22 protein-coding genes are annotated in these 21,531 nt (G+C 67.8%); 9 read left to right on the top strand and 13 right to left on the bottom strand.

The genetic code is table 11. The features are described from left to right. Positions 1-231: 231 nt before the first annotated feature. Positions 232-1,461, bottom strand: a complete 1,230-nt coding sequence (locus tag AC3WJI_RS05525) for an MFS transporter (RefSeq protein ID WP_492756248.1) — start codon at positions 1,459-1,461, stop codon at positions 232-234. Positions 1,462-1,580: 119 nt separating this feature from the next. Here AC3WJI_RS05525 and AC3WJI_RS05520 point away from each other — a divergent pair, with 119 nt between their 5' ends. Further along, positions 1,581-2,786: an MFS transporter gene (locus AC3WJI_RS05520; RefSeq protein ID WP_492756247.1), complete on the top strand. Its 1,206-nt coding sequence runs from the start codon at positions 1,581-1,583 to the stop codon at positions 2,784-2,786. Here AC3WJI_RS05520 and nhaA read toward each other — a convergent pair. The 3 genes from nhaA to AC3WJI_RS05505 are packed head-to-tail and all read right to left on the bottom strand — an operon-like array spanning position 2,764 to position 6,027. Next, positions 2,764-3,972: a Na+/H+ antiporter NhaA gene (gene nhaA, locus AC3WJI_RS05515; protein ID WP_492756246.1), complete on the bottom strand. Its 1,209-nt coding sequence runs from the start codon at positions 3,970-3,972 to the stop codon at positions 2,764-2,766. The genes AC3WJI_RS05520 and nhaA overlap by 23 nt on opposite strands. Next, complete coding sequence (locus AC3WJI_RS05510) at positions 3,969-5,546, bottom strand: lysine--tRNA ligase (RefSeq protein ID WP_492756245.1); 1,578 nt, start codon at positions 5,544-5,546, stop codon at positions 3,969-3,971. The genes nhaA and AC3WJI_RS05510 overlap by 4 nt, the downstream gene beginning before the upstream one ends. Positions 5,547-5,601: 55 nt before the next feature. Beyond that, positions 5,602-6,027, bottom strand: a complete 426-nt coding sequence (locus AC3WJI_RS05505) for an organic hydroperoxide resistance protein (protein ID WP_492756244.1) — start codon at positions 6,025-6,027, stop codon at positions 5,602-5,604. 134 nt (positions 6,028-6,161) lie between these two features. Between AC3WJI_RS05505 and AC3WJI_RS05500 the strand changes: the two genes are divergently transcribed. From AC3WJI_RS05500 to AC3WJI_RS05490, 3 genes are read left to right on the top strand one after another with little or no spacing between them, the layout of a single operon-like run. After that, a complete protein-coding gene (locus AC3WJI_RS05500) occupies positions 6,162-6,602 on the top strand; it encodes a MarR family winged helix-turn-helix transcriptional regulator (protein ID WP_492756243.1) in 441 nt (146 codons plus the stop codon). A 41-nt stretch (positions 6,603-6,643) separates the two neighbouring features. Continuing rightward, positions 6,644-9,346 carry an ATP-dependent DNA helicase gene (locus AC3WJI_RS05495; protein WP_492756242.1) on the top strand — a complete coding sequence of 901 codons (2,703 nt, stop codon included), beginning with the start codon at positions 6,644-6,646 and terminating at the stop codon, positions 9,344-9,346. Between the two features lie 10 nt (positions 9,347-9,356). Next, positions 9,357-9,893 (top strand): SixA phosphatase family protein, encoded by a 537-nt coding sequence (locus AC3WJI_RS05490; RefSeq protein ID WP_492756302.1) that lies wholly within the window; start codon positions 9,357-9,359, stop codon positions 9,891-9,893. Positions 9,894-9,903: 10 nt separating this feature from the next. On the opposite strand, the gene AC3WJI_RS05485 is transcribed toward AC3WJI_RS05490, so the two are convergent. The 5 genes from AC3WJI_RS05485 to rpmF all read right to left on the bottom strand — a co-directional run bounded on the left by AC3WJI_RS05485 (position 9,904) and on the right by rpmF (position 12,876). Beyond that, a complete protein-coding gene (locus tag AC3WJI_RS05485) occupies positions 9,904-10,245 on the bottom strand; it encodes a MerR family transcriptional regulator (protein WP_492756241.1) in 342 nt (113 codons plus the stop codon). A gap of 8 nt (positions 10,246-10,253) precedes the next feature. After that, the gene (locus AC3WJI_RS05480; protein ID WP_492756240.1) at positions 10,254-10,553 is read right to left on the bottom strand and encodes an integration host factor subunit alpha; all 300 of its coding nucleotides are present in this window, start codon (positions 10,551-10,553) and stop codon (positions 10,254-10,256) included. 114 nt (positions 10,554-10,667) lie between these two features. Beyond that, positions 10,668-11,639 carry a beta-ketoacyl-ACP synthase III gene (locus AC3WJI_RS05475; protein WP_492756239.1) on the bottom strand — a complete coding sequence of 324 codons (972 nt, stop codon included), beginning with the start codon at positions 11,637-11,639 and terminating at the stop codon, positions 10,668-10,670. Beyond that, entirely contained in the window at positions 11,636-12,667 is a 1,032-nt protein-coding gene (plsX, locus tag AC3WJI_RS05470; RefSeq protein WP_492756238.1) for a phosphate acyltransferase PlsX, read from the bottom strand. Before plsX ends, AC3WJI_RS05475 begins: the two co-directional genes overlap by 4 nt. A gap of 29 nt (positions 12,668-12,696) precedes the next feature. Continuing rightward, positions 12,697-12,876 (bottom strand): 50S ribosomal protein L32, encoded by a 180-nt coding sequence (gene rpmF / locus AC3WJI_RS05465; protein ID WP_492756237.1) that lies wholly within the window; start codon positions 12,874-12,876, stop codon positions 12,697-12,699. A gap of 195 nt (positions 12,877-13,071) precedes the next feature. On the opposite strand from rpmF, the gene AC3WJI_RS05460 reads away from it, so the two are divergent. Continuing rightward, the gene (locus tag AC3WJI_RS05460; RefSeq protein WP_492756236.1) at positions 13,072-13,473 is read left to right on the top strand and encodes an MAPEG family protein; all 402 of its coding nucleotides are present in this window, start codon (positions 13,072-13,074) and stop codon (positions 13,471-13,473) included. A 26-nt stretch (positions 13,474-13,499) separates the two neighbouring features. Here AC3WJI_RS05460 and AC3WJI_RS05455 read toward each other — a convergent pair whose 3' ends face one another. Then, on the bottom strand, positions 13,500-14,156 hold the full coding sequence (locus tag AC3WJI_RS05455; RefSeq protein ID WP_492756235.1) for an MBL fold metallo-hydrolase: 657 nt from the start codon (positions 14,154-14,156) through the stop codon (positions 13,500-13,502). A gap of 64 nt (positions 14,157-14,220) precedes the next feature. Between AC3WJI_RS05455 and pabB the strand changes: the two genes are divergently transcribed. The 3 genes from pabB to msrA are packed head-to-tail and all read left to right on the top strand — an operon-like array spanning position 14,221 to position 17,916. Beyond that, positions 14,221-15,999: an aminodeoxychorismate synthase component I gene (gene pabB, locus AC3WJI_RS05450; RefSeq protein WP_492756301.1), complete on the top strand. Its 1,779-nt coding sequence runs from the start codon at positions 14,221-14,223 to the stop codon at positions 15,997-15,999. A gap of 34 nt (positions 16,000-16,033) precedes the next feature. Then, on the top strand, positions 16,034-17,233 hold the full coding sequence (locus AC3WJI_RS05445; RefSeq protein ID WP_492756234.1) for a pyridoxal phosphate-dependent aminotransferase: 1,200 nt from the start codon (positions 16,034-16,036) through the stop codon (positions 17,231-17,233). 26 nt (positions 17,234-17,259) lie between these two features. Next, positions 17,260-17,916 carry a peptide-methionine (S)-S-oxide reductase MsrA gene (msrA, locus tag AC3WJI_RS05440; protein WP_492756233.1) on the top strand — a complete coding sequence of 219 codons (657 nt, stop codon included), beginning with the start codon at positions 17,260-17,262 and terminating at the stop codon, positions 17,914-17,916. A gap of 101 nt (positions 17,917-18,017) precedes the next feature. Here msrA and AC3WJI_RS05435 read toward each other — a convergent pair whose 3' ends face one another. After that, a complete protein-coding gene (locus tag AC3WJI_RS05435; protein ID WP_492756232.1) occupies positions 18,018-18,419 on the bottom strand; it encodes a DUF1489 family protein in 402 nt (133 codons plus the stop codon). A 31-nt stretch (positions 18,420-18,450) separates the two neighbouring features. Further along, positions 18,451-19,854 (bottom strand): magnesium transporter, encoded by a 1,404-nt coding sequence (gene mgtE, locus AC3WJI_RS05430; protein WP_492756231.1) that lies wholly within the window; start codon positions 19,852-19,854, stop codon positions 18,451-18,453. Between the two features lie 115 nt (positions 19,855-19,969). On the opposite strand from mgtE, the gene AC3WJI_RS05425 reads away from it, so the two are divergent. After that, entirely contained in the window at positions 19,970-20,422 is a 453-nt protein-coding gene (locus tag AC3WJI_RS05425) for a peptidylprolyl isomerase (RefSeq protein ID WP_492756230.1), read from the top strand. Between the two features lie 135 nt (positions 20,423-20,557). On the opposite strand, the gene AC3WJI_RS05420 is transcribed toward AC3WJI_RS05425, so the two are convergent. Then, positions 20,558-21,448 carry a LysR substrate-binding domain-containing protein gene (locus AC3WJI_RS05420; RefSeq protein ID WP_492756229.1) on the bottom strand — a complete coding sequence of 297 codons (891 nt, stop codon included), beginning with the start codon at positions 21,446-21,448 and terminating at the stop codon, positions 20,558-20,560. Positions 21,449-21,531 lie beyond the last annotated feature (83 nt).

Here is a 21,531-nt window from a genome sequence, read left to right as displayed (position 1 = left end):
CCCCCCCCCCCCCCCACGGCCATGTCGAACACCTCTTGCGGCGACGATGCGCGGGTCGGATCTACAACCGTCGGTGCTGACCGAACTCGCGTCCACCAGTGCTCCTGCGAAAGCAGGAGCCCAGGGTTATCGGCCGCACCGCCTGCGGCCCCAGGCTCCTGCTTCCGCAGGAGCGCCGGTTGAAAGCCTGCCACGCCCGACGCCCTCTCGGGCGCAACCGAGACCCCGCGATCAATCCGCCCCTATTGCCCGCGGCGGGGTGATCTCGGCGATCGGCAGCGGCGGCACCGTCGCCAGCTTGGCGGCGATCGCCAGCGCGGCGATGGTGAGCGCCCCGCAATAGAGCGCCACGCCGGTCCAGCCCCAGCCGGTCCAGGCGACGCCGCCCGCCGAGCCGAGCACGCTCGACCCTAGATAGTAGAAGAACAGGTAGAAGGCCGCCGCCTGGCCCCGGCTGCCCCGCGCGCGCCGGCCGACCCAGCTCGACGCGATCGAGTGCGCGCCGAAGAACCCGATCGTGACCACGCCGATCCCCGCCACCACCAGCGCCAGCGCCATCGAGGCAGTGAGGGCGACGCCGATCAGCAGCATGCTGGTCGGGATCCAGAACACCAGCCGTCGCGGTCGCCGGTCGGCAAGTCCGCCGAACCAGGTCGAGCTCGCCGAGCCGAGCAGATAGAGCAGGAAGATCGCGCCGATCGCGGCATGGCCCAGCGCGAAGGGCGGCGCCATCAGCCGGAACCCGACATAATTGTAGATGGTGACGAACACGCCCATCAGCAGGAACGCCTCGGCATAGAGCCACGGCATCGCGCCGTCCTTGAGCAGCACCCGCGCCGCGCCGAGCACCGCGCCGGGATGTACCGGTTGCGCCACGAAGCGGCGCGAGCGCGGCGCAAGGCGGCGAAACGCCTCCGCCATGGCGAGCCCGACCAGCCCGACGCCGATCAGCCCCCAGCGCCAGTCGATCAGGCTGGTGAGCAGGCTCACGCCGAGCCGCCCGGCCATGCCGCCGATCCCGCTGCCGGCGATGTAGAGCCCCATGGCCGGCCCGACCGAGCGCGGCGCGATCTCCTCGCTGACATAGGCCATCGCCACCGCCGGCATGCCGGCGAGCGCGATCCCCGTGAGGAAGCGGAGCGCAAGCAGCGCGTGCCAGCCCGGCGCGAGCCCCGTGCAGATGGTGAGCAGCCCCGCGGCGAACATCGCCGCGACCATCAGTGGGCGCCGCCCGACTCGGTCCGAGAGCAGCCCGGCGAAGACAATCGCGACGGCAAGCGGCCCGGTGGCGAGCGAGATGGCGAGGCTCGCCTGTTCGGCGCTCAGCGCAAACTCGCGGGCGAACAGCGGGAGCAGCGGCTGGACCGAATAGAGCAGCGAGAAGGTCGAGAATCCGGCGAACAGCATCGCCAGGGTCAATCGCCGATACCCGCGGCTCCCTTTTTCCCATCCGCTGGCCATATCCCATTGTAAACGCTGCACGGCCGGTGCGGGTGCGAACTGCGGAAAAAAGCTCTGCTTTAGCAGCGGCGTGCCGACCTTGTGTTGACGCTGCAGTGCAGCATCGCCACCTCCGCGGCATGTCCGACCATGCCGAGCCGTCCGCCAAGGTGCGCCACCCCGCACTCGTCCACCTCGCGCTGGCGATGGGCGGGTTTGCGATCGGCACCACCGAATTCGCGACGATGAGCCTGTTGCCCTATTTCGCGCAAGGGCTCGGCGTCGACGAGCCGACCGCGGGGCACGTGATCAGCGTCTATGCGCTTGGCGTGGTCGTGGGGGCGCCGCTGCTTGCGGTGCTCGGCGCGAAGGTGGCGCGGCGGACGCTGCTGATCGTGCTGATGGCGAGCTTCGGCCTGTTCAACGCATTGAGCGCGCTGGCACCGAGCTATGGCTGGATGCTCGTCTTCCGCTTCCTCAGCGGGCTGCCGCACGGCGCCTATTTCGGGATCGCCGCGCTGGTCGCCGCGTCGCTGGTGCCCGACGACAAGCGCTCGCAGGCGGTGGGCCGGGTGATGCTCGGCCTCACCGTCGCGACGGTGATCGGCGTCCCGCTGGCGAACTGGATGGGACAGGCGATCGGCTGGCGCTGGGGATTCGGCGTGGTCGCGGTGCTGGCGCTGCTGACCATGCTGCTCGTCTATCTGCTCGCCCCTGTCGACCGGCCCGCAAAGGACGCCAGCCCGCTGCGCGAGCTCGGCGCGCTCGCCAACGGCCAGGTCTGGCTGACGCTCGGCATCGGCGCGATCGGCTTTGGCGGGCTGTTCTGCGTCTACACCTATGTCGCGTCGACTCTGCTCGAAGTCACCCGCGTGCCGGCGAGCATGATCCCGGTGGCGCTCGCGGTGTTCGGCGCGGGAATGACGATGGGCAACATCATCGTCCCGAAATTCGCCGACCGCGCGCTGATGCCGACCGCGGCGGTGCTGCTCGCCGGCAGCGCCGTGGCGCTCGCGCTCTATCCGCTCGCCGCGGGCAATTTCTGGACGATCTGCGCCGACATCTTCGCGATCGGCTTCGCCGGCGCGCTCGGCGCGATCCTGCAGACGCGGCTGATGGACGTCGCCGGCAACGCGCAGATGCTCGCGGCGGCGCTCAACCATTCGGCGTTCAACACCGCCAACGCGCTCGGCCCGTGGCTCGGCGGCGTGGCGATCGCCGCGGGGTTCGGCTGGACCGCGACCGGTTATGTCGGCGCGGCGCTCGCACTGGGCGGGCTTGTGGTCTGGTGCCTGGCGGTGCTCGCCGAGAAGCGCCCGGCGCTCAGCGCTTCGCCAGCAGCCTGATCGCGAGCATCCGCCGCGGCGGGGCGTAGCGCAGCACCAGATAGCCCGCCAGCGCCGACAGCAACGATCCCGCGAGCACGCCAATCTTGACCTGGTCGACGCGCGCCTCGTCTGCGAAGGCGAGCCCGCCGATGAACAGGCTCATCGTGAAACCGATCCCGGCGAGCAGCGACACGCCATAGATTTGCGGCCAGCTCGACCAGCCCGGCCGCGCCGCGAACCCGGTGCGGTGAGCGATCCAGATGCTGCCGAAGATGCCGAGCTGCTTGCCGAGGAAGAGCCCCAGCGCGATGCCGAGCGGCAGCGGTGCGAGCAGGACCGCCGGCGACATGCCCGCCAGTGCGACTCCGGCATTGGCGAAGCCGAACAAGGGCACGATCAGGAACGCCGACCAGGGATGCAGCGCATGCTCGAGCCGGTGGAGCGGCGACCGCGCCTCGCCGGCCGCCGGCGTGATCGGGATCATCATCGCCGCGGCGACCCCGGCGACGGTAGCGTGGACCCCCGACAGGAAGACCAGGTACCAGAGCAGGCCCGCCAGCGGCAGATAGGCCGCCAGCCGCTTCACCCCGGCACGGTTGAGCGCGAACATCGCGAGCATCACCACGCCTGCGCCGGCCAGCGCCGCCAGGTCGAGCCCGGCGGTGTAGAACAAGGCGATAATCACCACCGCGCCGAGATCGTCGACGATCGCCACGGTGGTGAGGAACAGCTTGAGCGCGGTCGGCGCGCGCTTGCCGAGCAATGCGAGCACGCCGATCGCAAAGGCAATGTCGGTCGCGGCGGGGACGGCCCAGCCGCTGGTCAGCCCGCTCTGCCCGCGCGTGACGAACAGGTAGATCGCCGCGGGCACTGCCATTCCCGCCGCCGCCGCGAGCACCGGCAGCCGCCGCCGCTTCCAGCTGGTCAGCCGCCCCTCGACGAACTCGCGCTTGATCTCCAGTCCGACGAGCAGGAAAAACAGCGCCATCGCGGCGTCGTTGATCCACAGATGCACCGTCATCGGCCCGTAGCGCGGGCTGATCACGGGACCGGTCTCCAGGTGCAGCGCATGGAAATAGGTCTCGCGCCAGCCGGGCAGGTTGGCCGCGAGCATCGCCAGCGCCGCCGCCGCGATCAGCACGATCCCGCCCGCCGCCTCGCTGTGCAGGAAGGCGCGCGTTGCGGAACCGGCGCGGCGGATCATGCCTTTGCGAGCGCCTCGGCGATCAGTTTCCGAGAGTTCTCGATCCCGTACAGCGCGATGAAGCTCCCCATCCGCGGCCCCTGTTCCGAGCCGAGCAACGTTTCGTATAGCGCCTTGAACCAGTCGCGCAGATTGTCGAATCCGCCGGTCTTGCCGATCTCGTACACTGCGTTCTGGATGTCCTCGGCCGAAGCACCTTCTCCCAGCGCGGCCAGCTCGGCATCGAGCCGTTGCAATGCCGCGACCTCGACACCCACGGGCGCGCGCTTGTTGAGCGTTGGCGCCACGAAATCGCGGGCATAGGCCAGCGCATAGTCGATCAGCCGGTCGAGCGCCGGATAGTTCTCCGGCGTCGCGTCGGGGACGTAATTGGCGAGATAGTCCCAGACCTGTTCCTTGCGCGCCTCGCCCATCACCCCGACCAGGTTGAGCAGCAGCCCGAAGGTCACCGGCAGCGTCTCGGCGGGCGGCGGGCCGTTATGGATATGGTGCACTGGGTTGCCCAGCTGCTGCGCGATCGGCTGCTCGGCATAATTGGCGCGGAACTGCCAGTAATCGTCGACGGCGCGCGGGATCAGCCCGAGGTGCAGCGCCTTGGCCTTTTTGGGCTCGCGATAAATGTAGAAAGCCAGGCTCTCGTCGGGACCATAGGTCAGCCATTGCTCGAGGCTGAGCCCGTTCCCCTTCGACTTGGAGATCTTCTCGCCCTTCTCGTCGAGGAACATCTCGTAGTTGAAGCCCTCGGGCGGCTTGCCGCCGAGCACCCGCGCGATCTTGGAGGACTGGATCACCGAATCGATCAGGTCCTTGCCCGCCATCTCATAGTCGACGCCGAGCGCCACCCAGCGCATCGCCCAATCGACCTTCCACTGGAGCTTGGCCTGGCCGCCGAGGATCGACTGCTCGATGCGCTCGCCCTCGTCCTCGAACGCGATCATGCCGGTCTCGGCGTCGAGCACTTCGATCGGGACCTGGAGGACGATGCCGCTCTTCGGGCTCACCGGCAGCACCGGCGAATAGGTTGCCTGGCGCTCCTTGCGAAGCGTTGGCAGCATCACGTCCATGATGCCCTGATAATGGCGCAGCACGCCCTTCAGCGCGTCGTCGAACTTGCCGCCCTCATAATAATCGGTCGACGAGACGAACTCGTAATCGAAGCCGAAGCGGTCGAGGAATTCGCGGAGCAGCGCGTTGTTGTGCGCGGCGAAGCTGTCATGCGTGCCGAACGGATCGGGAATGCGCGTCAGCGGCTTGCCGAGATGCTGCGCCAGCATTTCCTTGTTGGGGACATTGTCGGGCACTTTCCGGAGCCCGTCCATGTCGTCGCTGAACGCGATCAGCCGCGTCGGAATATCGCTCAGCGCCTCGAACGCGCGGCGGACCATCGTCGTGCGCAGCACCTCGTTGAAGGTGCCGATATGCGGCAGCCCCGAGGGACCGTAGCCGGTCTCGAACAGGACGTGCCCCTTGGCCGGCGCGCCGTCCGGATAGCGCTTGAGCAGCTTCCGGGCCTCTTCATAGGGCCAGGCCTTGGATTCGAGTGCGGCGGCGCGGAGGTCGGTCGTGTCGGTCATGATCGCCCGCGTCTAGCGAAGCGCGGCCACGGGTTCCACCCTCGCGAATCACGGCTCAGGCGACGGTAAGCCCGACATCGACATTGTTGCGGGTGGCGTTCGAATAGGGGCAGATCTGGTGCGCGGCCTCGACCAGCTTCTCCGCATCGACGCGATCGACGCCGGGCAGGCTGACTTCGAGATCGGCGGTGATGCCGAACCCGCCGGCGGCGCGCGGTCCGATCCCGACGGTCGCGGTCACCTGCGTCTCGGCGGGAACCTTGAGCTTGAGCTGCTGGCCGGCGACCTTGAGCGCGCCGATGAAGCACGCCGAATAGCCGGCCGCGAACAATTGCTCGGGATTGGTGCCCTCGCCGCCGGCGCCGCCCAGTTCCTTGGGCGTCGACAGCTTGGCGGTGAAGCGGCCGTCCTCGGCGCGGGTCTCGCCGTCGCGGCCGCCGGTGGAGGTAGCGCGGGTGGTGTACTTCACGTCCACGGACATCGATGATCTCCTTATATTCTGCGATAATCATTATCGCGATATGGATTAGCTAGGCCTTACGCAGGCCCTTGTCCAGCACAAAGTTTATCGCGATATCCATTTTGATGATATCGGCCGCATCCTAGGAGACGATCGTGCCCGCCGCCCTGCCGCTCGACGACCAATTGTGTTTCTCGCTCTATGCGACGAGCATGGCGATCAGCCGCGCCTACAAGCCGATGCTCGACAAGCTCGGCATCACCTATCCGCAATATCTGGTGCTGCATGCCCTGTGGGAGGTCGATAGCCGCACCGTCGGTGCGATCGCCGAGCGGCTGTCGCTAGAATCGAGCACGGTGACGCCGTTGGTCAAGCGGCTCGAGGCGGCGGGCTTCGTCGTGCGCAAGCGCAATCCCGAGGATGAGCGCCAGGTGCAGGTGCAGCTTACTGAGCGCGGCGCTGCGATGCGCGAGGAATGCGGTTGCCTGGTCGAGGCCCTGTTCGAGCGCACCGGTATGAGCGGCGCGCAGCTGGGCACGCTCAATCGCGACGTCCAGGCGCTGTGGAACGCGCTCAGGGCATCGCCGGCGGCATAAACGCCCCTATCCAACCGGAACGAAAAGCGTACATAGGGCGTATGCAGCCGCTGCCTTATCCCGCGCTCCATGCCAGCCATGGCGGCATCTGGATCGCGACCGCGGAAGAGACGCGCGCGGTCAGCCGGGGCGAGGCGATCCGCTTTGCCGCCGATACCCCGCTGATCCTGCTCAACGCGCCGCTGGTCGGGCAACGGCTCGGCCATCCCGAGCTCAATGGGCTCGATCTGCTAGAATTGTTCGCCTTCCTGCGGCCGGCGCGCTTCATGGTGCCGACGCCCAAGGGCCTTGCCCGTGCCGCCGGGTTGCCAATGCCCGAAAGCGATGCCGAGGTTGCCGGCTTCCTGCGCCGCGCCGCCGAGGCGCTGCTCGCGATCCCCGAGGGCGAATGGCCCGAGCGCGAAGGCGCGTGGAATGCGGTGCAATCGCTCTTCCGGCTGCGCTGGCCCTGGGCGCCGGCGCTGAGCCCGCGAATCGCGAAGCCCGGCCAGGCCGAGCGCTGGCTGTTCGCCAAGCTGCCCGAATGGGAGGAGCGCCCGCCCCGTCCCGCGCCGCGGACGATCACCCTGCCCGACGCCGATGTCGCCGAGCGGCTCGCCCGTCTCACCGGCAGCGGAGCCGAGCGGCGCCAGGGCCAGCGCGACTATGCCGCTGCTGCCGCAGGCGCCTTCGCCCCGCGCGCGGTGCGCGATTCGCCCAATCTGGTACTCGCCGAAGCGGGGACGGGAATCGGCAAGACGCTCGGTTATCTCGCGCCCGCCTCGCTCTGGGCCGAGCGTGCCGAGGGGCCGGTATGGGTGTCGACCTTCACCAAGGCGCTCCAGCGCCAGCTCGCGCACGAGGGCGAGCGGCTGTTCCCCGATGCCGCGACGCGCAAGGCGCGAATCGTCACGCGCAAGGGCCGCGAGAATTACCTGTGCCTCCTCAATCTCGAGGATGCGCTGCAGGGCGGGTTCGCCGGGCGTGCCGCGATCCTCGCGCAGCTGGTCGCACGCTGGGCCGCCTACAGCACCGATGGCGACATGATCGGCGGCGATTTGCCCGGCTGGCTGCCCACGCTGTTCCGCCGCAACGGCTCGACTGCGCTGACCGATCGACGCGGCGAATGCATCTATGCCGGCTGCCCGCATTACCGGAAATGCTTCATCGAGCGCGCGGCGCGGGCTAGCGCCGAGGCCGATATCGTCATCGCCAATCACGCGCTGGTGATGGTCAATGCCGCGCGTGGCCGTGAATCGGCGACGCGTCCGACGCGTTACGTGTTCGACGAGGGCCATCACCTGTTCGATGCCGCCGACGCCATGTTCTCCGCCGCGCTCACCGGGCAGGAAGCGATCGAGATCCGCCGCTGGATCACCGGCCCCGAATCAGGATCGCGCGGTCGGCGCCGTGGGCTCGCCGCACGATTGTCCGACGTCGCCAGCTATGACGAGGAAGGCGGCCGCGCGATCGCGGAGGCAGTCGACGCCGCGCGCGCGCTGCCGAGCGATGGCTGGCTCCAGCGGCTGAACGAAGGCGAGCCGTTCGGCCCGGTCGAGGCGCTGCTCGGCGCGGTGCGCGGGCTGGTCTATGCCCGCGACGTCAACGGCTCGGGCGATGCCGGCTATGGCCTCGAGACCGAGCTTGCCGAGCCCGACGGCGCGCTGGTCGAGGCAGCGGGGCCGGCGGGCGCGGCGCTAGACGCCCTGGTCCGCCCCCTTGTCACGCTCGGCCGCCGGCTCGAAGCCGTGCTCGCCGACGCCCCCGACTGGATGGATGGCCCGGCGCGCGCGCGAATCGAAGGCGCGATCGCCTCGCTCGGCTGGCGCACCGAGACCGTCGGCGCCTGGCTCGCATTGATCGCGCGAATCGGTGGGCCCGCCGACCCGGCCTATGTCGATTGGCTCGCGGTCGACCGCGTCGAGGGGCGCGAATATGATGTCGGGCTGCACCGCCATTGGCTCGATCCGTCCAGGCCCTTCGCCAAGACGGTGCTCGAGCCGGCGCATGGTGCGGTGATCACCTCGGCGACCTTGCGTGCCGGGGGTGATTGGGATGTCGCCGAGGCCCGCTCGGGCGCGTCGCATCTGCTGCGTCCGGCGCAGCGCTTCGAAGCGGTCAGCCCATTCGACTATCCGGGGCAAGCCGAAGTGCTCATCGTCACCGACATCAAGCGCGGCGACCTGCCCGCGCTCGCCAATGCCTATGCGCGGCTTATCGTCGCGGCGGAGGGCGGCACGCTGGGGCTGTTCACGGCGATCCGGCGGCTGCGCGCGGTGCACGCTCGTGTCGCCGACCGCCTGGCGCGCGAGGGGCTGCCGTTGCTCGCCCAGCATGTCGATCCGATCGACACCGGCACCTTGGTCGACATCTTCCGCGACGATCCGCGCACGTCGTTGCTCGGGACCGATGCGCTGCGTGACGGAGTGGACGTGCCCGGCCATTCGCTTCGGCTGGTGGTGATGGAAGGCATTCCCTGGCCCAAGCCGAGCGTGCTCCACGCCGCGCGGCGGCTGGCCGGGGGCGGCACCGCCTATGACGACCGCATCGTCCGCGCCCGGCTGGCGCAGGCGTTCGGCCGGCTGATTCGCCGCGCCGACGATCGCGGCTGCTTCGTCCTGCTCTCTGCCGCCAGCCCGTCGCGGCTGCTCGACGCGTTTCCGCCGGGCACCCCGGTGGCCCGGGTGCCGCTCGACGAGGCGGTCCACCGCGTGCGGCTTTCCCTCGCGAGCCGATTGCGGCATGAGGCGCCCGCGAACGCCTGACGGGGAAGTGATGAAGACGCTCACGCTGCTGCGCCACGCCAAGTCGGGCTGGGACGATCCCGTCGCGCGCGATTTCGATCGCCCGCTCAATCCCAAGGGCCAGCGCGCCGCGGCGATGGTCGGGCGGCACATCAAGTCGCTCGGGCTCGATTTCGATCATGTGGTCGCCTCGCCGGCGGTACGCGTCGTCGAAACGCTCGATCATGTCGGCCAGGGCTATGGCGGCGATCTCGCACCCGCCTGGGACCAGCGCATCTACCTCGCCTCTGCGGCCACCTTGCTCGACGTCGTGCACGGCCTCCCCGCCGGGGCCGGACGCGTGCTGCTGGTCGGGCACAATCCGGGGCTGGAGGAATTGGTTCTGCTGCTCGTGCCGGAGGATGGCGGCGCGCTGCGCGACGAAGTCGAGATCAAATTTCCGACGGCGACCTTCGCCGAGATGACCTTCGATGGCGGCTGGGACGAAGTCGCCACGGGCCGCGCCACGCTCACGCGCTTCGTCCGTCCTCGCGATCTCGATCCGTCACTGGGTCCCGACGCGCCCTGAAATTCGGGACCTACCGCCCCTCATCCTCCTCGAGCGCCCTGACCAGCGCGTCGCGGATCGCGCGGAATTCTTCGGCGCTGCTCTTGGGAGAGGCTTTGTTCGCCTTTTCCTCGGCGAGCAGCTTCTGTACGCCGCGGATCGTGTAGCCCTCTTCGGAGAGCAGATGGTGGATCCGGCGGACCAAGGCGACATCGTCGGGGCGGTAATAGCGGCGGTTGCCGGCGCGCGTCAGCGGACGCAGCTGGGGGAAGCGCGTCTCCCAGTACCTTAATATATGTTGGGGCCGGCCGATTTCCTGCGCGAGTTCGCCGATCGTGCGGAGGGCGCCTGCCGCCTTCTCCGCGCTGGGCATGGCGCCTCTCAGTTGCCTGCCACGATGCGGTCGCGCATCATCTGGCTGGCTCTGAAGGTAAGCACCCGGCGGGGCGCGATCGGCACCTCGACGCCGGTCTTGGGATTGCGGCCGACGCGTTCGCCCTTGTCGCGCAGGATGAAGCTGCCGAAGCCCGAGATCTTGACGTTCTCGCCCTTGGAGAGCGCTTCGCACATGTGCGACAGGATCTGCTCGACCAAGCGGGCGGCGTCGGCGCGCGACAGGCCGACTTCGCGATGCAGCGATTCGGCCAAATCTGCCCTGGTCAGCGTGCCCGCAGCCGCCATCTCCGCAAGTCCCCCAAATTGATCCATGTTCAGACCGGACCGTATCAGATTGTGTTCATGTCGCAAACCACAACATTCCGTTACGGTAACGACTCACTCTCAGTCTGACACATATCAGAAACGTACGACCGCGGCACCCCATGTAAATCCGCCGCCCATCGCTTCGAGGACGATGAGGTCGCCTTGCTTGATTCGTCCGTCGCGGACCGCGGTGTCGAGTGCCAGCGGCACCGATGCCGCGGAAGTGTTGGCGTGCTGGTCGACAGTGACCACCACCTTCTCGGGCGCGAGGCCGAGCTTGCGCGCGGTGGCGTCGAGAATCCGGGCATTTGCCTGGTGCGGGACCACCCAATCGACCTGCGTTGACTCGAGACCCGCGGCTTCGAGCGATTCGGTCATCACCGCGGCGAGGTTGACCACTGCGTGGCGGAAGACTTCGCGGCCCTTCATGCGAAGCTTGCCAACCGTGCCGGTCGTCGAGGGGCCGCCATCGACATAGAGCAGGTCGTTGTGGCGCCCGTCGGCATGGAGGCGAGTCGCGAGGATGCCGCGGCCGGCGGCTTCGTCGCTCTCCTGTGCCTCGAGCACGATCGCGCCGGCACCGTCGCCGAACAGCACGCAGGTCGCGCGGTCTTCCCAGTCGAGGATGCGGCTGAAGGTCTCGGCGCCGATCACGAGCGCGCGCTTGTGCGCACCGGCACGGATCATCGAGTCGGCGACCTGCACCGCGTAGAGGAAGCCCGAGCACACTGCCGCAACGTCGAAGGCGACGCAGTCGTCGATGCCCAGTGCGGTCTGCACGCGAGTCGCGCTCGCCGGGAAGGTCTGGTCGGGAGTGGCAGTGGACAGCACGATCAGGTCGATGCTGGTCGCTTCGATTCCTGCGGCTTCGAGCGCGGCGCGCGCGGCGCCGGTCGCCAGCGTGCTGGTCGTCTCGCCTTCACCGGCGATGTGGCGGAAGCGGATCCCGGTGCGCTCGACGATCCACTCGTCCGACGTGTCGACGCGCTCGGCCAGCTCCGCATTCGAAACGCGCCGTTCCGGCAGGAACGCGCCGGTGCCGATAATAACCGAACGAAGTGTCACGCAGCCTTTGCCTCGAATTTCCCGAGATCCTCGGCGATTCGCCGATTGAGGTCGTCGCGCAGCATCTTGGCTGCGAATCCGATGGCAGTGTCTACGCCCAACTCGTTCGCGCTGCCATGGCTCTTCACGACGATGCCGTTGAGCCCGAGGAAGATCGCGCCATTGTGATTGTTGGGGTCGAGATGCGTGCGCAGCAATTCGGTTGCGGGCTTGGAGATCAGAAAGCCGATCTTCGAGCGCGTCGAGCTGGAGAAAGCTCGCTTGAGCAGGTCGGCGACGAAGCGCGCGGTGCCTTCGATCGTCTTGAGCGCGATATTGCCGGCAAAGCCGTCGCAGACGATCACGTCGACTTCGCCGCGCGACAGCTTGTTGCCCTCGATGAAGCCCTGGAAGTCGAGGCGCAAATGGCGCGCGGCGCGCAATTCGGCGGCGGCGTCGCGAATCTCGTCGGTGCCCTTCATCTCCTCGGTGCCGATGTTGAGCAAAGCGACGCGTGGGCGTTCGAGGTCGAGCGCGATTCGCGCATAGGCGGCGCCCATCACGGCAAACTGGACGAGGTTGCGCGAATCGACTTCGGTATTGGCGCCGAGATCGAGCATCACCGTGTCGTTCTCGCCCAGCGTCGGCATCAAGGCGGCGAGCGCGGGACGGTCGATCCCCGGCATCGTGCGCAGCGACAGCTTCGCCATCGCCATCAGCGCGCCGGTATTGCCCGAGGAGACAGCGGCGCCGGCGCAGCCCTTCTTGACCATGTCGATGGCGATTCCCATCGACGTGCTCTTGGCGCGACGAATCGCCGCGCTCGGCTTTTCATCGGATGCGACGATGCCGGCCGCGTGGACGATCTCCGACGCAGCCGTCAGATTGGGGTGCGTCTCGAGACCGGCACGGATCTGCGCCTCGTCGCCGACGAGGATGAATTCCATGCCCTCGAAACGGCGGCGCGCACGCGCAACGCCCGCGAGCATGACCGCGATCCCCTCATCGCCGCCCATCGCGTCGACGGCGATTCGCATTGGGGTGGTCATACCGGCAGGCCTTGCGACGCGTGCGTGGCTCAGCCCTCGACGGAGGTGATTTCGCGGCCGTTATAATGGCCGCACGCCGTGCACAGATTGTGCGGGCGCTTCAGTTCGCCGCAGTTCGAGCATTCCTGGAACGCATCGACCGTGAGCGCATCGTGCGCCCGGCGCATGCCGCGCCGCGAGGGCGAGGTCTTTCTCTTGGGAACGGCCATTGAGGCACCTTTACTTCGAAAAACACGTGAATCAGGTCGCGATACGCCCGTGTCGGTGTCCGGGCAAGCGACGGTTGGGGCCGGCTGCCCGCCGGACCAACGGGGCAGGTCACGAAGCGAGGCCGCGCGTATACCGATTCTTGCCCGACTTGCAAGGGCGTGGCACGTGTCGGCAACTCCATTGAAGGTGTACCGATGTTTTTCCTGCCCGTCGCGCTCGTTACTGCCGGCGCTTTCGCGCTGCTCAACTTCTGGCTGGGGCTGCGCGTCGCGCGGGTGCGCATTTCCGAGAAGATCCTGGTCGGCGACGGCGGCAATCCCAGGCTGATCGCGCGGATGCGCGCGCAGCTCAACTTCGTCGAATATGCGCCGCTGGTGCTCATCCTGATCGCGCTGATCGAATTGGCGCGCGGCACCCAGGCCTGGCTGTGGGCTGTTGCTTTCGCGTTCGTCATCGGCCGCGTGCTCCACGCCTTCGGGATGGACGGCTGGCGGCCGGGGCGTCAGATCGGCATCGCCGTCACGATGCTGACGATGCTCGGGCTGGCGGCATATGCGGTCTATCTCGGCTATGCCGGTCTGAATCCGCTACGTTAAATCTCCCCGTTCCGGGGAGGAACGACTCAGCCCAGCACTGCATCCCCGACGAACGGATTGGTCCGCCGCTCGTGCGCGAAGTTGCTCGGCTGGCCGTGGCCGGGGACGAACACCGTGTCGCCGCCGAGCGGCCATAGCTTGGTGACGATCGCCTCGATCAGGTCCTGATGATTGCCCCTGGGGAAGTCGGTGCGGCCGATCGATCCCTGGAACAGCACGTCGCCGACCAGGGCCAGCTTCGAGGCCGGGTGATGGAAGATCACGTGCCCCGGCGTGTGTCCGGGGCAGTGATAGGTATCGAGCAGGAGTTCGCCGACGATTACCCGGTCGCCCTCGATCAGCCAGCGGTCGGGCTCGAACGGCACGCCGCGAATGCCGTATTTGCGCCCATCCTCTTCGAGCCGGTCGATCCAGAAACGATCGGCTTCGTGCGGGCCCTCGATCGGCACGCCGAGCTCGGCTGCGAACTCGCCCGCCAGGCCGCAATGGTCGATATGGCCGTGCGTCACCAGGATCTTCTCGATCGTGATCTGATGCTGCGTTGCCGCCGCGCGCAGCCGGTCGAGGTCGCCGCCGGGATCGACAAAGGCGCCGCGCATCGTCTGCGTGCACCAAATCAGGCTGCAATTCTGCTGGAGCGGCGTGACCGGCACGATCGCCACGCGCATCGGGGGATTGGACATAATTGGCTGATAGGCGGCGGGGGTGACACGGGCAACGGGCTTGCCGTGGCGGCGCGGCGGCGGCATGCGCGGCGCGATGGCGCTGCCCGCTTCCCCTTTCGTGCTGCTCGACGATGCCCGCCCCGGCGGCGCGGCGGCGCGGCTCTATGCCGATCCGGTCGCGATCGTCCGCGCCGACCGCGCCGAGGAAGTGCAGCCCGCGCTCGAGGCGTTGCGCGCCGCGCGCGGCCGCGGACTCGATGCCGCGGGTTTCCTCCGCTACGAGGCGGCATCCGGGATCGAGCCGAAGCTGGCGCATCTCGACGGGCAGGCGCCGTTGCTGTGGTTCGGGCTGTTCGAGGGCTATCGGCACGCCGATCCGGTCGCGCTCCTCCCCGACCCCGCCGGCGCATGGGCCGGGGCGCCGCGACCGCGAATTCACCCCGACGCCTATGCGGAACGCTTCGCGCGCGTCGCCGAGCTGATCGCCGCCGGCGACATCTACCAGGCCAATCTCACCTTCCGCGCCGACGTGGCCGTAAAGGGGTCGCCCGCGGCGCTCTACGCCCTGATCCGAGACCGCGCGGCGGCGGGCTATGGCGCGCTGATCGCAACGGGAGAGGAATGGCTGCTGTCCTTCTCGCCGGAGCTGTTCTTCGCGCTCGACGGCGCGATGCTGACCGCGCGGCCGATGAAGGGGACCGCGGTGCGCGACTCCGACCCCGCCCAGGACGTCACCAATGCCGCCGAGCTTGCCGCCGACCCCAAGCAGCGCGCCGAGAATCTGATGATCGTCGATCTGCTGCGCAATGATCTCAGCCGCGTCGCGCGGCCGGGCAGCGTCGCGGTGCCGCAGCTGTTCCATGTCGAGCAGTATCCGACCGTCCACCAGATGGTCTCGGAGATCACCGCCACGCTCGAAGCCGAGCACGATGCGGTCGATGCGCTCGCCGCGCTCTATCCCTGCGGCTCGATCACCGGCGCACCCAAATTGCGCGCGATGCAGATCATCGCCAAGACCGAACAGGCGCCGCGCGGCGTCTATACCGGCGCGATCGGCCGGCTCGACGCAAATGGCGACGCGATGTTCAACGTCGCGATCCGGACGTTGACGCTCGCCGGGGGCGACTCGACCGCGACTTTGGGTCTAGGGTCGGGCGTGGTTGCCGATTCGAACCCCGAGCAGGAATGGCTGGAATGCCTGGCCAAGGGCACCTTTGTGACTGCGGGCGAGCGCCCGTTCGACCTGATCGAGACGATGCGCTTCGATCCGCTCGACGGCATGCCTTTGCTCGAACGCCACCTCACGCGGATGAAGGAGAGCGCCGCCGCATTCGGCTTCGCCTTTGATCGCCATTCGGTGCGCAACGAGCTGCAGGCGGCGACCTTCCGGCTGCGCGCCGCGTCGAAGGTGCGGCTGCTGCTCGGGCCTTCGGGGGCGATCGCGATCGGGATCAGTCCGCTGCCCGAGACGCCGGAGGCGCCGGTCGCGGTCGCGGTCCGCCCGCTCGAAGTCGCGCCCGACGACTTCCGGCTGCGCCACAAGACCAGCCGCCGCGGCTTTTACGATCGCGCGCGCATTGCGGCGGGCAGCTGGGAAGTGGTGTTCACCGATGCTGAGGGCTTTCTCACCGAAGGCAGCTTCACGAACATCTTCGTCGAGCGAAACGGCGTGCTGCTCACCCCGCCGCTCGCGCGCGGACTGCTGCCGGGCGTGCTGCGCGCCGAGCTGATAGCGAGCGGACGCGCGGTCGAGTACGATTTGCGCCCGGAGGATCTCGCGGGGGGCTTCCAGCTCGGCAATGCGCTGCGCGGACTGGTATCCGCCGTTACAGTTGCGGAACGCGCGAACGCGGACGTATAGGCGCGGCCATTCCCTCCCGGAAAGGCCGCCGATCATGCAGACTTCCGCCGCGCTCCAGCGCATCCAGCCCTCGGCGACGCTCGCGATGACGAGCCGCGTGTTCGAGCTGAAGCGGCAGGGCATCGACGTGATCGGTCTCGGCGCCGGAGAGCCCGATTTCGACACGCCCGACTTCGTCAAGGACGCGGCGATCGAGGCGATCCGCGCGGGCAAGACCAAATATACCAATGTCGACGGCATCCCCGAGCTCAAGCAGGCGATCGTCGCCAAGTTCGCGCGCGACAACTGCCTGACCTATGCCGAGAACCAGATCAGCGTGAATTCGGGCGGCAAGCACACTTTGTTCAATGCCTTTTGCGCGACGATCGACGCGGGCGACGAAGTCATCGTGCCCGCGCCTTATTGGGTGAGCTATCCCGACGTGGTCGAATTCGCCGGCGGCACCCCGGTGTTCATCGCCGCGGGCGCCGACCAGAATTACAAGATCACCCCCGAGCAGCTCGACGCCGCGATCACCGCCAAGACCAAGTGGGTCGTGGTCAACTCTCCGTCGAACCCGACAGGTGCGGCCTACAGCGCGGCGGAGCTCAAAGCGCTGGGCGAAGTGCTGCTCCGCCATCCGCACGTGCTGATCTACGCCGACGACATGTACGAGCACATCCTCTACGACGGCTTCGAATTCGCGACGATCGCGCAGGTGGTCCCGCAGCTCATCGACCGCACGCTGACCGCCAATGGCGTGTCCAAGGCCTATGCGATGACCGGGTGGCGGATCGGCTATGCCGGCGGCCCGGCCTGGCTGATAAAGGCGATCGGCAAGCTCCAGTCGCAATCGACTTCGAACCCGTGCAGCATCTCGCAGGCCGCGTCCGTGGCAGCCCTGAACGGCGACCAGAGCTTCCTCAAGGAGCGCGTCGCCGCGTTCCAGAGGCGGCGCGACCTCGTTGTGTCGATGCTCAACCAGATCAACGGCATGACCTGCCCGCGCCCCGAAGGCGCGTTCTACGTCTATCCCGAGTTCGCCGGGCTGATCGGCAAGACCACGCCCAAGGGGCAGACGATCACCACCGACGAGGAGATGATCTCCTATCTGCTCGACGAGGCCAAGGTCGCGGCGGTGCATGGCGCGGCGTTCGGGCTCTCGCCGGCGATGCGGATCAGCTACGCCACGTCGGAGGCACTGCTGACCGAAGCGTGCACGCGCATCCAGACCGCGTGCGCGGCCTTGCGCTGAACCGTTCGACGCACGATCTTGTGCCCATGCTGAAATGGGTCCTCCCCGCTGGATTGGCCGGAGCGGCGCTGCTGTTCCCGGCGATCGCCGCCCCCGTTGCCGAGCGCGCGGTGCCGATCCCCGCGCCGGCGCAAGACGTGCCCGGCGGCAAGACCGAGCAGGTCGCCGTGCTCGCGGGCGGCTGCTTCTGGGGAATGGAGGCGGTCTTCCAGTCGGTGAAGGGCGTCCATTCGGTGACCAACGGCTTTGCCGGCGGCACCAAGGGATCGGCGAGCTACAACCAGGTATCGACCGAGCGTACCGGTCATGCCGAGGCGGTGCGCATCGTCTACGACCCGCGCAAGGTGAGCTACGGCACCTTGCTGCGTGTCTATTTCTCGGTCGCGCACGATCCGACCCAGCGCAATCGCCAAGGACCCGATGTCGGGCCCAGCTATCGCTCGGCGATCTTCCCGCAGGACGAGGCGCAGCGAAAGGTGGCGGCGGCGTATATCGCGCAGCTCGCCCGGGCGGCCGCTTGGAAGAAGCCGATCGTCACGCGAATCGAGACCGGCACCTTCTATCCGGCCGAGGCCTATCACCAGGACTTTTTCTGGCGGAACCCGACGCACCCCTACATCGTCCGGTGGGACAAGCCCAAGGTCGCAGCGTTCCGCAACGCATTCCCGCAATTGGCGAACTGAACCAGCGCAACCTCCGTTCGCCCTGAGCTTGTCGAAGGGCCGTTCTCTCTCTTCTGACGACGAGAACGGTGCTTCGACAAGCTCAGCACGAACGGATGAGGTTAGATCAGCCCCATCGCTGCGAGCTCGCCGACCAGTCCCGCCGGCATTTCCGCCACGCCCGATCCGGCTTCGCCCAGATCGACCGGGGCATCCTTGCCTTCGAGATAGCGCCAGCCCTGATGCGCGCGTTTCGGCCGTGCCTGGACCAGCACCAGCCTCGGCTCGAGATAGATCGCCACGCGCCCGCCCTCGGCCTCGCCGAAGCCGGTGATCGGCGAGCGCCCGATCAGCTGATGCTTGATGATCCAGAACAGCGATCCGCCGGCGATCTCCTCGTGCCGCTTGGGCAGATAGCGCGTGGTGAGGAAGGCCGGCAGATGCGCGGCCTTGAGCGCGAGGCGTTCCTGGAGAAACTCGATACTGTCGCAGCCATAAGCGACTTTGGTCAGATGTAGCGGCACGCCGGCTATTTGGGGTCGTGCTAGGCCGCGATCAACCGACCAGACCGCTCGCCGTCGCCAATCCCAGGAACGCGAGGAAACCCATCGAATCGGTGACCATCGTCACGAATACCGAAGACGCCACCGCCGGATCCTGCTCGAAGCGTTCGAGCGTCACCGGCACCAGCACTCCGGCGAACCCGGCGATCAGGATGTTGGCGAGCATCGCCGCGGCGATCACGCAGCCCAGGGCGGCGTCCTGGAACCCCGCGCCGATGCCCAGCCCGATCACCGCGGCGACGGTCATGCCGTTGAGCAGGGCGATCGAGATCTCGCGGCGGATCGCGCGGATCGTGTTGGATTGGGTGAGCTGGTTGGTGGCGAGCGCGCGCACGGTCACTGCCAGCGTCTGGGTGCCGGCGTTGCCGCCGACCCCGGCGACGATCGGCATCAATGCGGCAAGCACGGCCTTTTGCGCGATCGTCGCGTCGAAGAAGAACACGATCGTTGCGGGCACCAGCGCGGTGACCAGATTCGTCAGCAGCCAGCGCACCCGCACCTTGTAGCTGTCGAGCACCGGCTCATTGATGTCGCCCTCGCCCGCACCCGAGAGGTGCAGGATGTCCTCGCCGGCTTCCTCGGAGATGATGTGGACGACGTCGTCGACGGTGATCATCCCCACCAGCCGGCCGCTGGCATCGACCACCGCGGCCGAGATCAGTGCGTATTTCTGGAAGCGTAGCGCGACTTCTTCCTGGTCCATGTCGACCGGGATCAGCGTCTGCTCGCGCTTCATCACATCGGCCATCGAGACCGAACGCGGGGTGCGCAGGATCCAGGAGAGCGCGCAGGTGCCGACTGGATGATGCGCCGGATCGACGACGAAGATCTCCCAGAAATCGGTCGCCAGTTCCTCGTGGCCACGGAGGTAATCGAGCACGTCGCCGACGGTCCAATGCTCCGGCACCGCGATCAGCTCGCGCTGCATCAGGCGGCCGGCGGTCTCCTCGGGATAAGAAAGTGCTTCCTCGATCGCGGCGCGGTCGTCGGGGTCGAGCGCGCGGAGCACCTCGCGCTGGTCCTCGACATCCATGTCCTCGATGATCGCGACCGCGTCGTCGGTATCGAGTTCGGCCGCTATGTCGGCGACCTGGTGCGGCTCGAGCGCATCGACCAGCGCCTCGCGCACCCAGTCGTTCATCTCGGCGAGCACGTCGCCGTCGATCAGGTCGGCGATCGCGGCGGCCAGTGCCGGGCGCAGCTCGGACGGCGTCAGTTCGACGAGATCGGCGATGTCGGCGGGGTGGAGCGGCGCGACGCGCATCCGCGCGGTCTCGGAATCGCCCGCCTCGACCGCCTCGAGCACCGCGCTGACGAATTCGGGCTTGAGCCGGTCGTCTTCGTCGAGCTCGCTCTCGGGCGCCCGCGCTTCGGGATGAAGTTCGGTCTCGCTCATCGTCCGACCTCCCTGTTACGCCCGGTCCGCGCCGCTAGTGCCAATGCAGCGCGCGTGTTGCAAGTCACTCGCGAGCCTGCCAAGGCCGCGGGCGACCAGTTTCATGGAGTGAACCATGTCCGAACCCAGCACGCTCGTCCTGACCCTCGATACCGGCGATGTCCGCATCAAACTGCGCCCCGATCTGGCGCCGCAGCATGTCGAGCGGATCACCAAGCTCGCCAGTGAAGGCTTTTACGACGGGGTGATCTTCCACCGCGTGATCGACGGCTTCATGGCGCAGGGCGGCGATCCCACCGGCACCGGCATGGGCGGCTCGAAGGAGCCCAACCTCAAGCAGGAATTCAGCAGCGAGCCGCACGTCCGCGGGGTCTGCTCGATGGCGCGGACCAACGATCCGAACACTGCCAACTCGCAATTCTTCATCTGCCTCGACGACGCGACCTTCCTCGACCGCCAGTACACGGTGTGGGGCGAAGTCACCGAAGGCATGGAGCATGTCGACGCGCTCCCCAAGGGCGAGCCGCCCCGCGAGCCGGGCAAGATCGTCAAGGCGACCGTCGAATAAATCCTCCCCGGAACGGGGAGGGGACCGCCGCCGAAGGCGGTGGTGGAGGGGGAGCGCCCCAAATGGATTCGCTGGTGGAGAGGCCCCTCCACCAGCCTGCGGCTGGTCCCCCTCCCCGTGCCGGGGAGGATCGCTTCAGATGCCCTGGGCGCCCAGGGCCTCGATCAGCCAGTCATGGAAGATGCGCACCGGACGTTGGCTCAGCGCACGCGGCCGGCAGACGAACCAGTAGCTGTAATGGCTCTCGACCGTCAGGTCGAACAGCTGGACGAGCCGCTGGTCGCGTGCCGCCTCGAAATGCGATTCGAGCATGAACGCGACGCCGAGCCCCTGCGCGGCGGCTTCGAGCATCAGATTGCCCGAATCGAAATGGTCGATCGCGCGCGGTTCTAGGTCGGGAAAGCCCGCCGCTGCGCGCCACGCGGTAAAAGTCTCGGGCATGTCGCGGTGGACCAGCGCCGTGAGCTTGGCGAGCTGCTCGGGGCGCGTGATCGGATCGGGGCCTTCGACCAGCGCGCGCGCGCCGATCACATGGACGCGGTTGCGGTCGAGCCGCTTCGAATAGAAGCCCGGATCGATGTCGCGCGCGATCACGATCGCCGCATCGAGTCCGTCGCCGAGCCGCGTCACGCCATAGCCGGCGGTATCGACGTCGAGGTGGAGCTCGGGATGGCGACGCTTGAGCTCGGGCAGGCGCGGCAGCAATTGCTGCGTCGCATAGAGCGGCAGCACGCCGAGGCGCAGCCGGAGCAGTTCGCCGCCGCTGGTCATCGTCTCGACCGCGTCGGTCATCGCGTCGAGCGCGGGCGCGATCATGCCGAGCAGGCGATCCCCGTCATCGTTGAGCTTGAGTGCCTGGTGCCGGCGCTCGAACAGCGGCTTGCCGATGAAGCGCTCGAGCGCCTGGACGCGGCGGCTGAGCGCCGGCGACGACAAAGCGAGCTCTTCGGCGGCGGCCTTGATCGAGCCAAGCCGGGCCACCTGTACGAATGCCTCGATCGCTGTGAGGGGAGGTAACCTTCGCATTCCTGATCTTGTGCAGTGCGTCACGCACTTTGTCGAGCACTGACGTGCCGCGCGGCGGCGCGATCCCATGGCTGGTCTGATTA

The organism is Sphingomonas sp. FW306-1B-B10E, assembly GCF_058782005.1.
The sequence above is the reverse complement of the archived record's forward strand: the minus strand, read 5'-3'. Positions and strand labels throughout refer to the sequence as shown.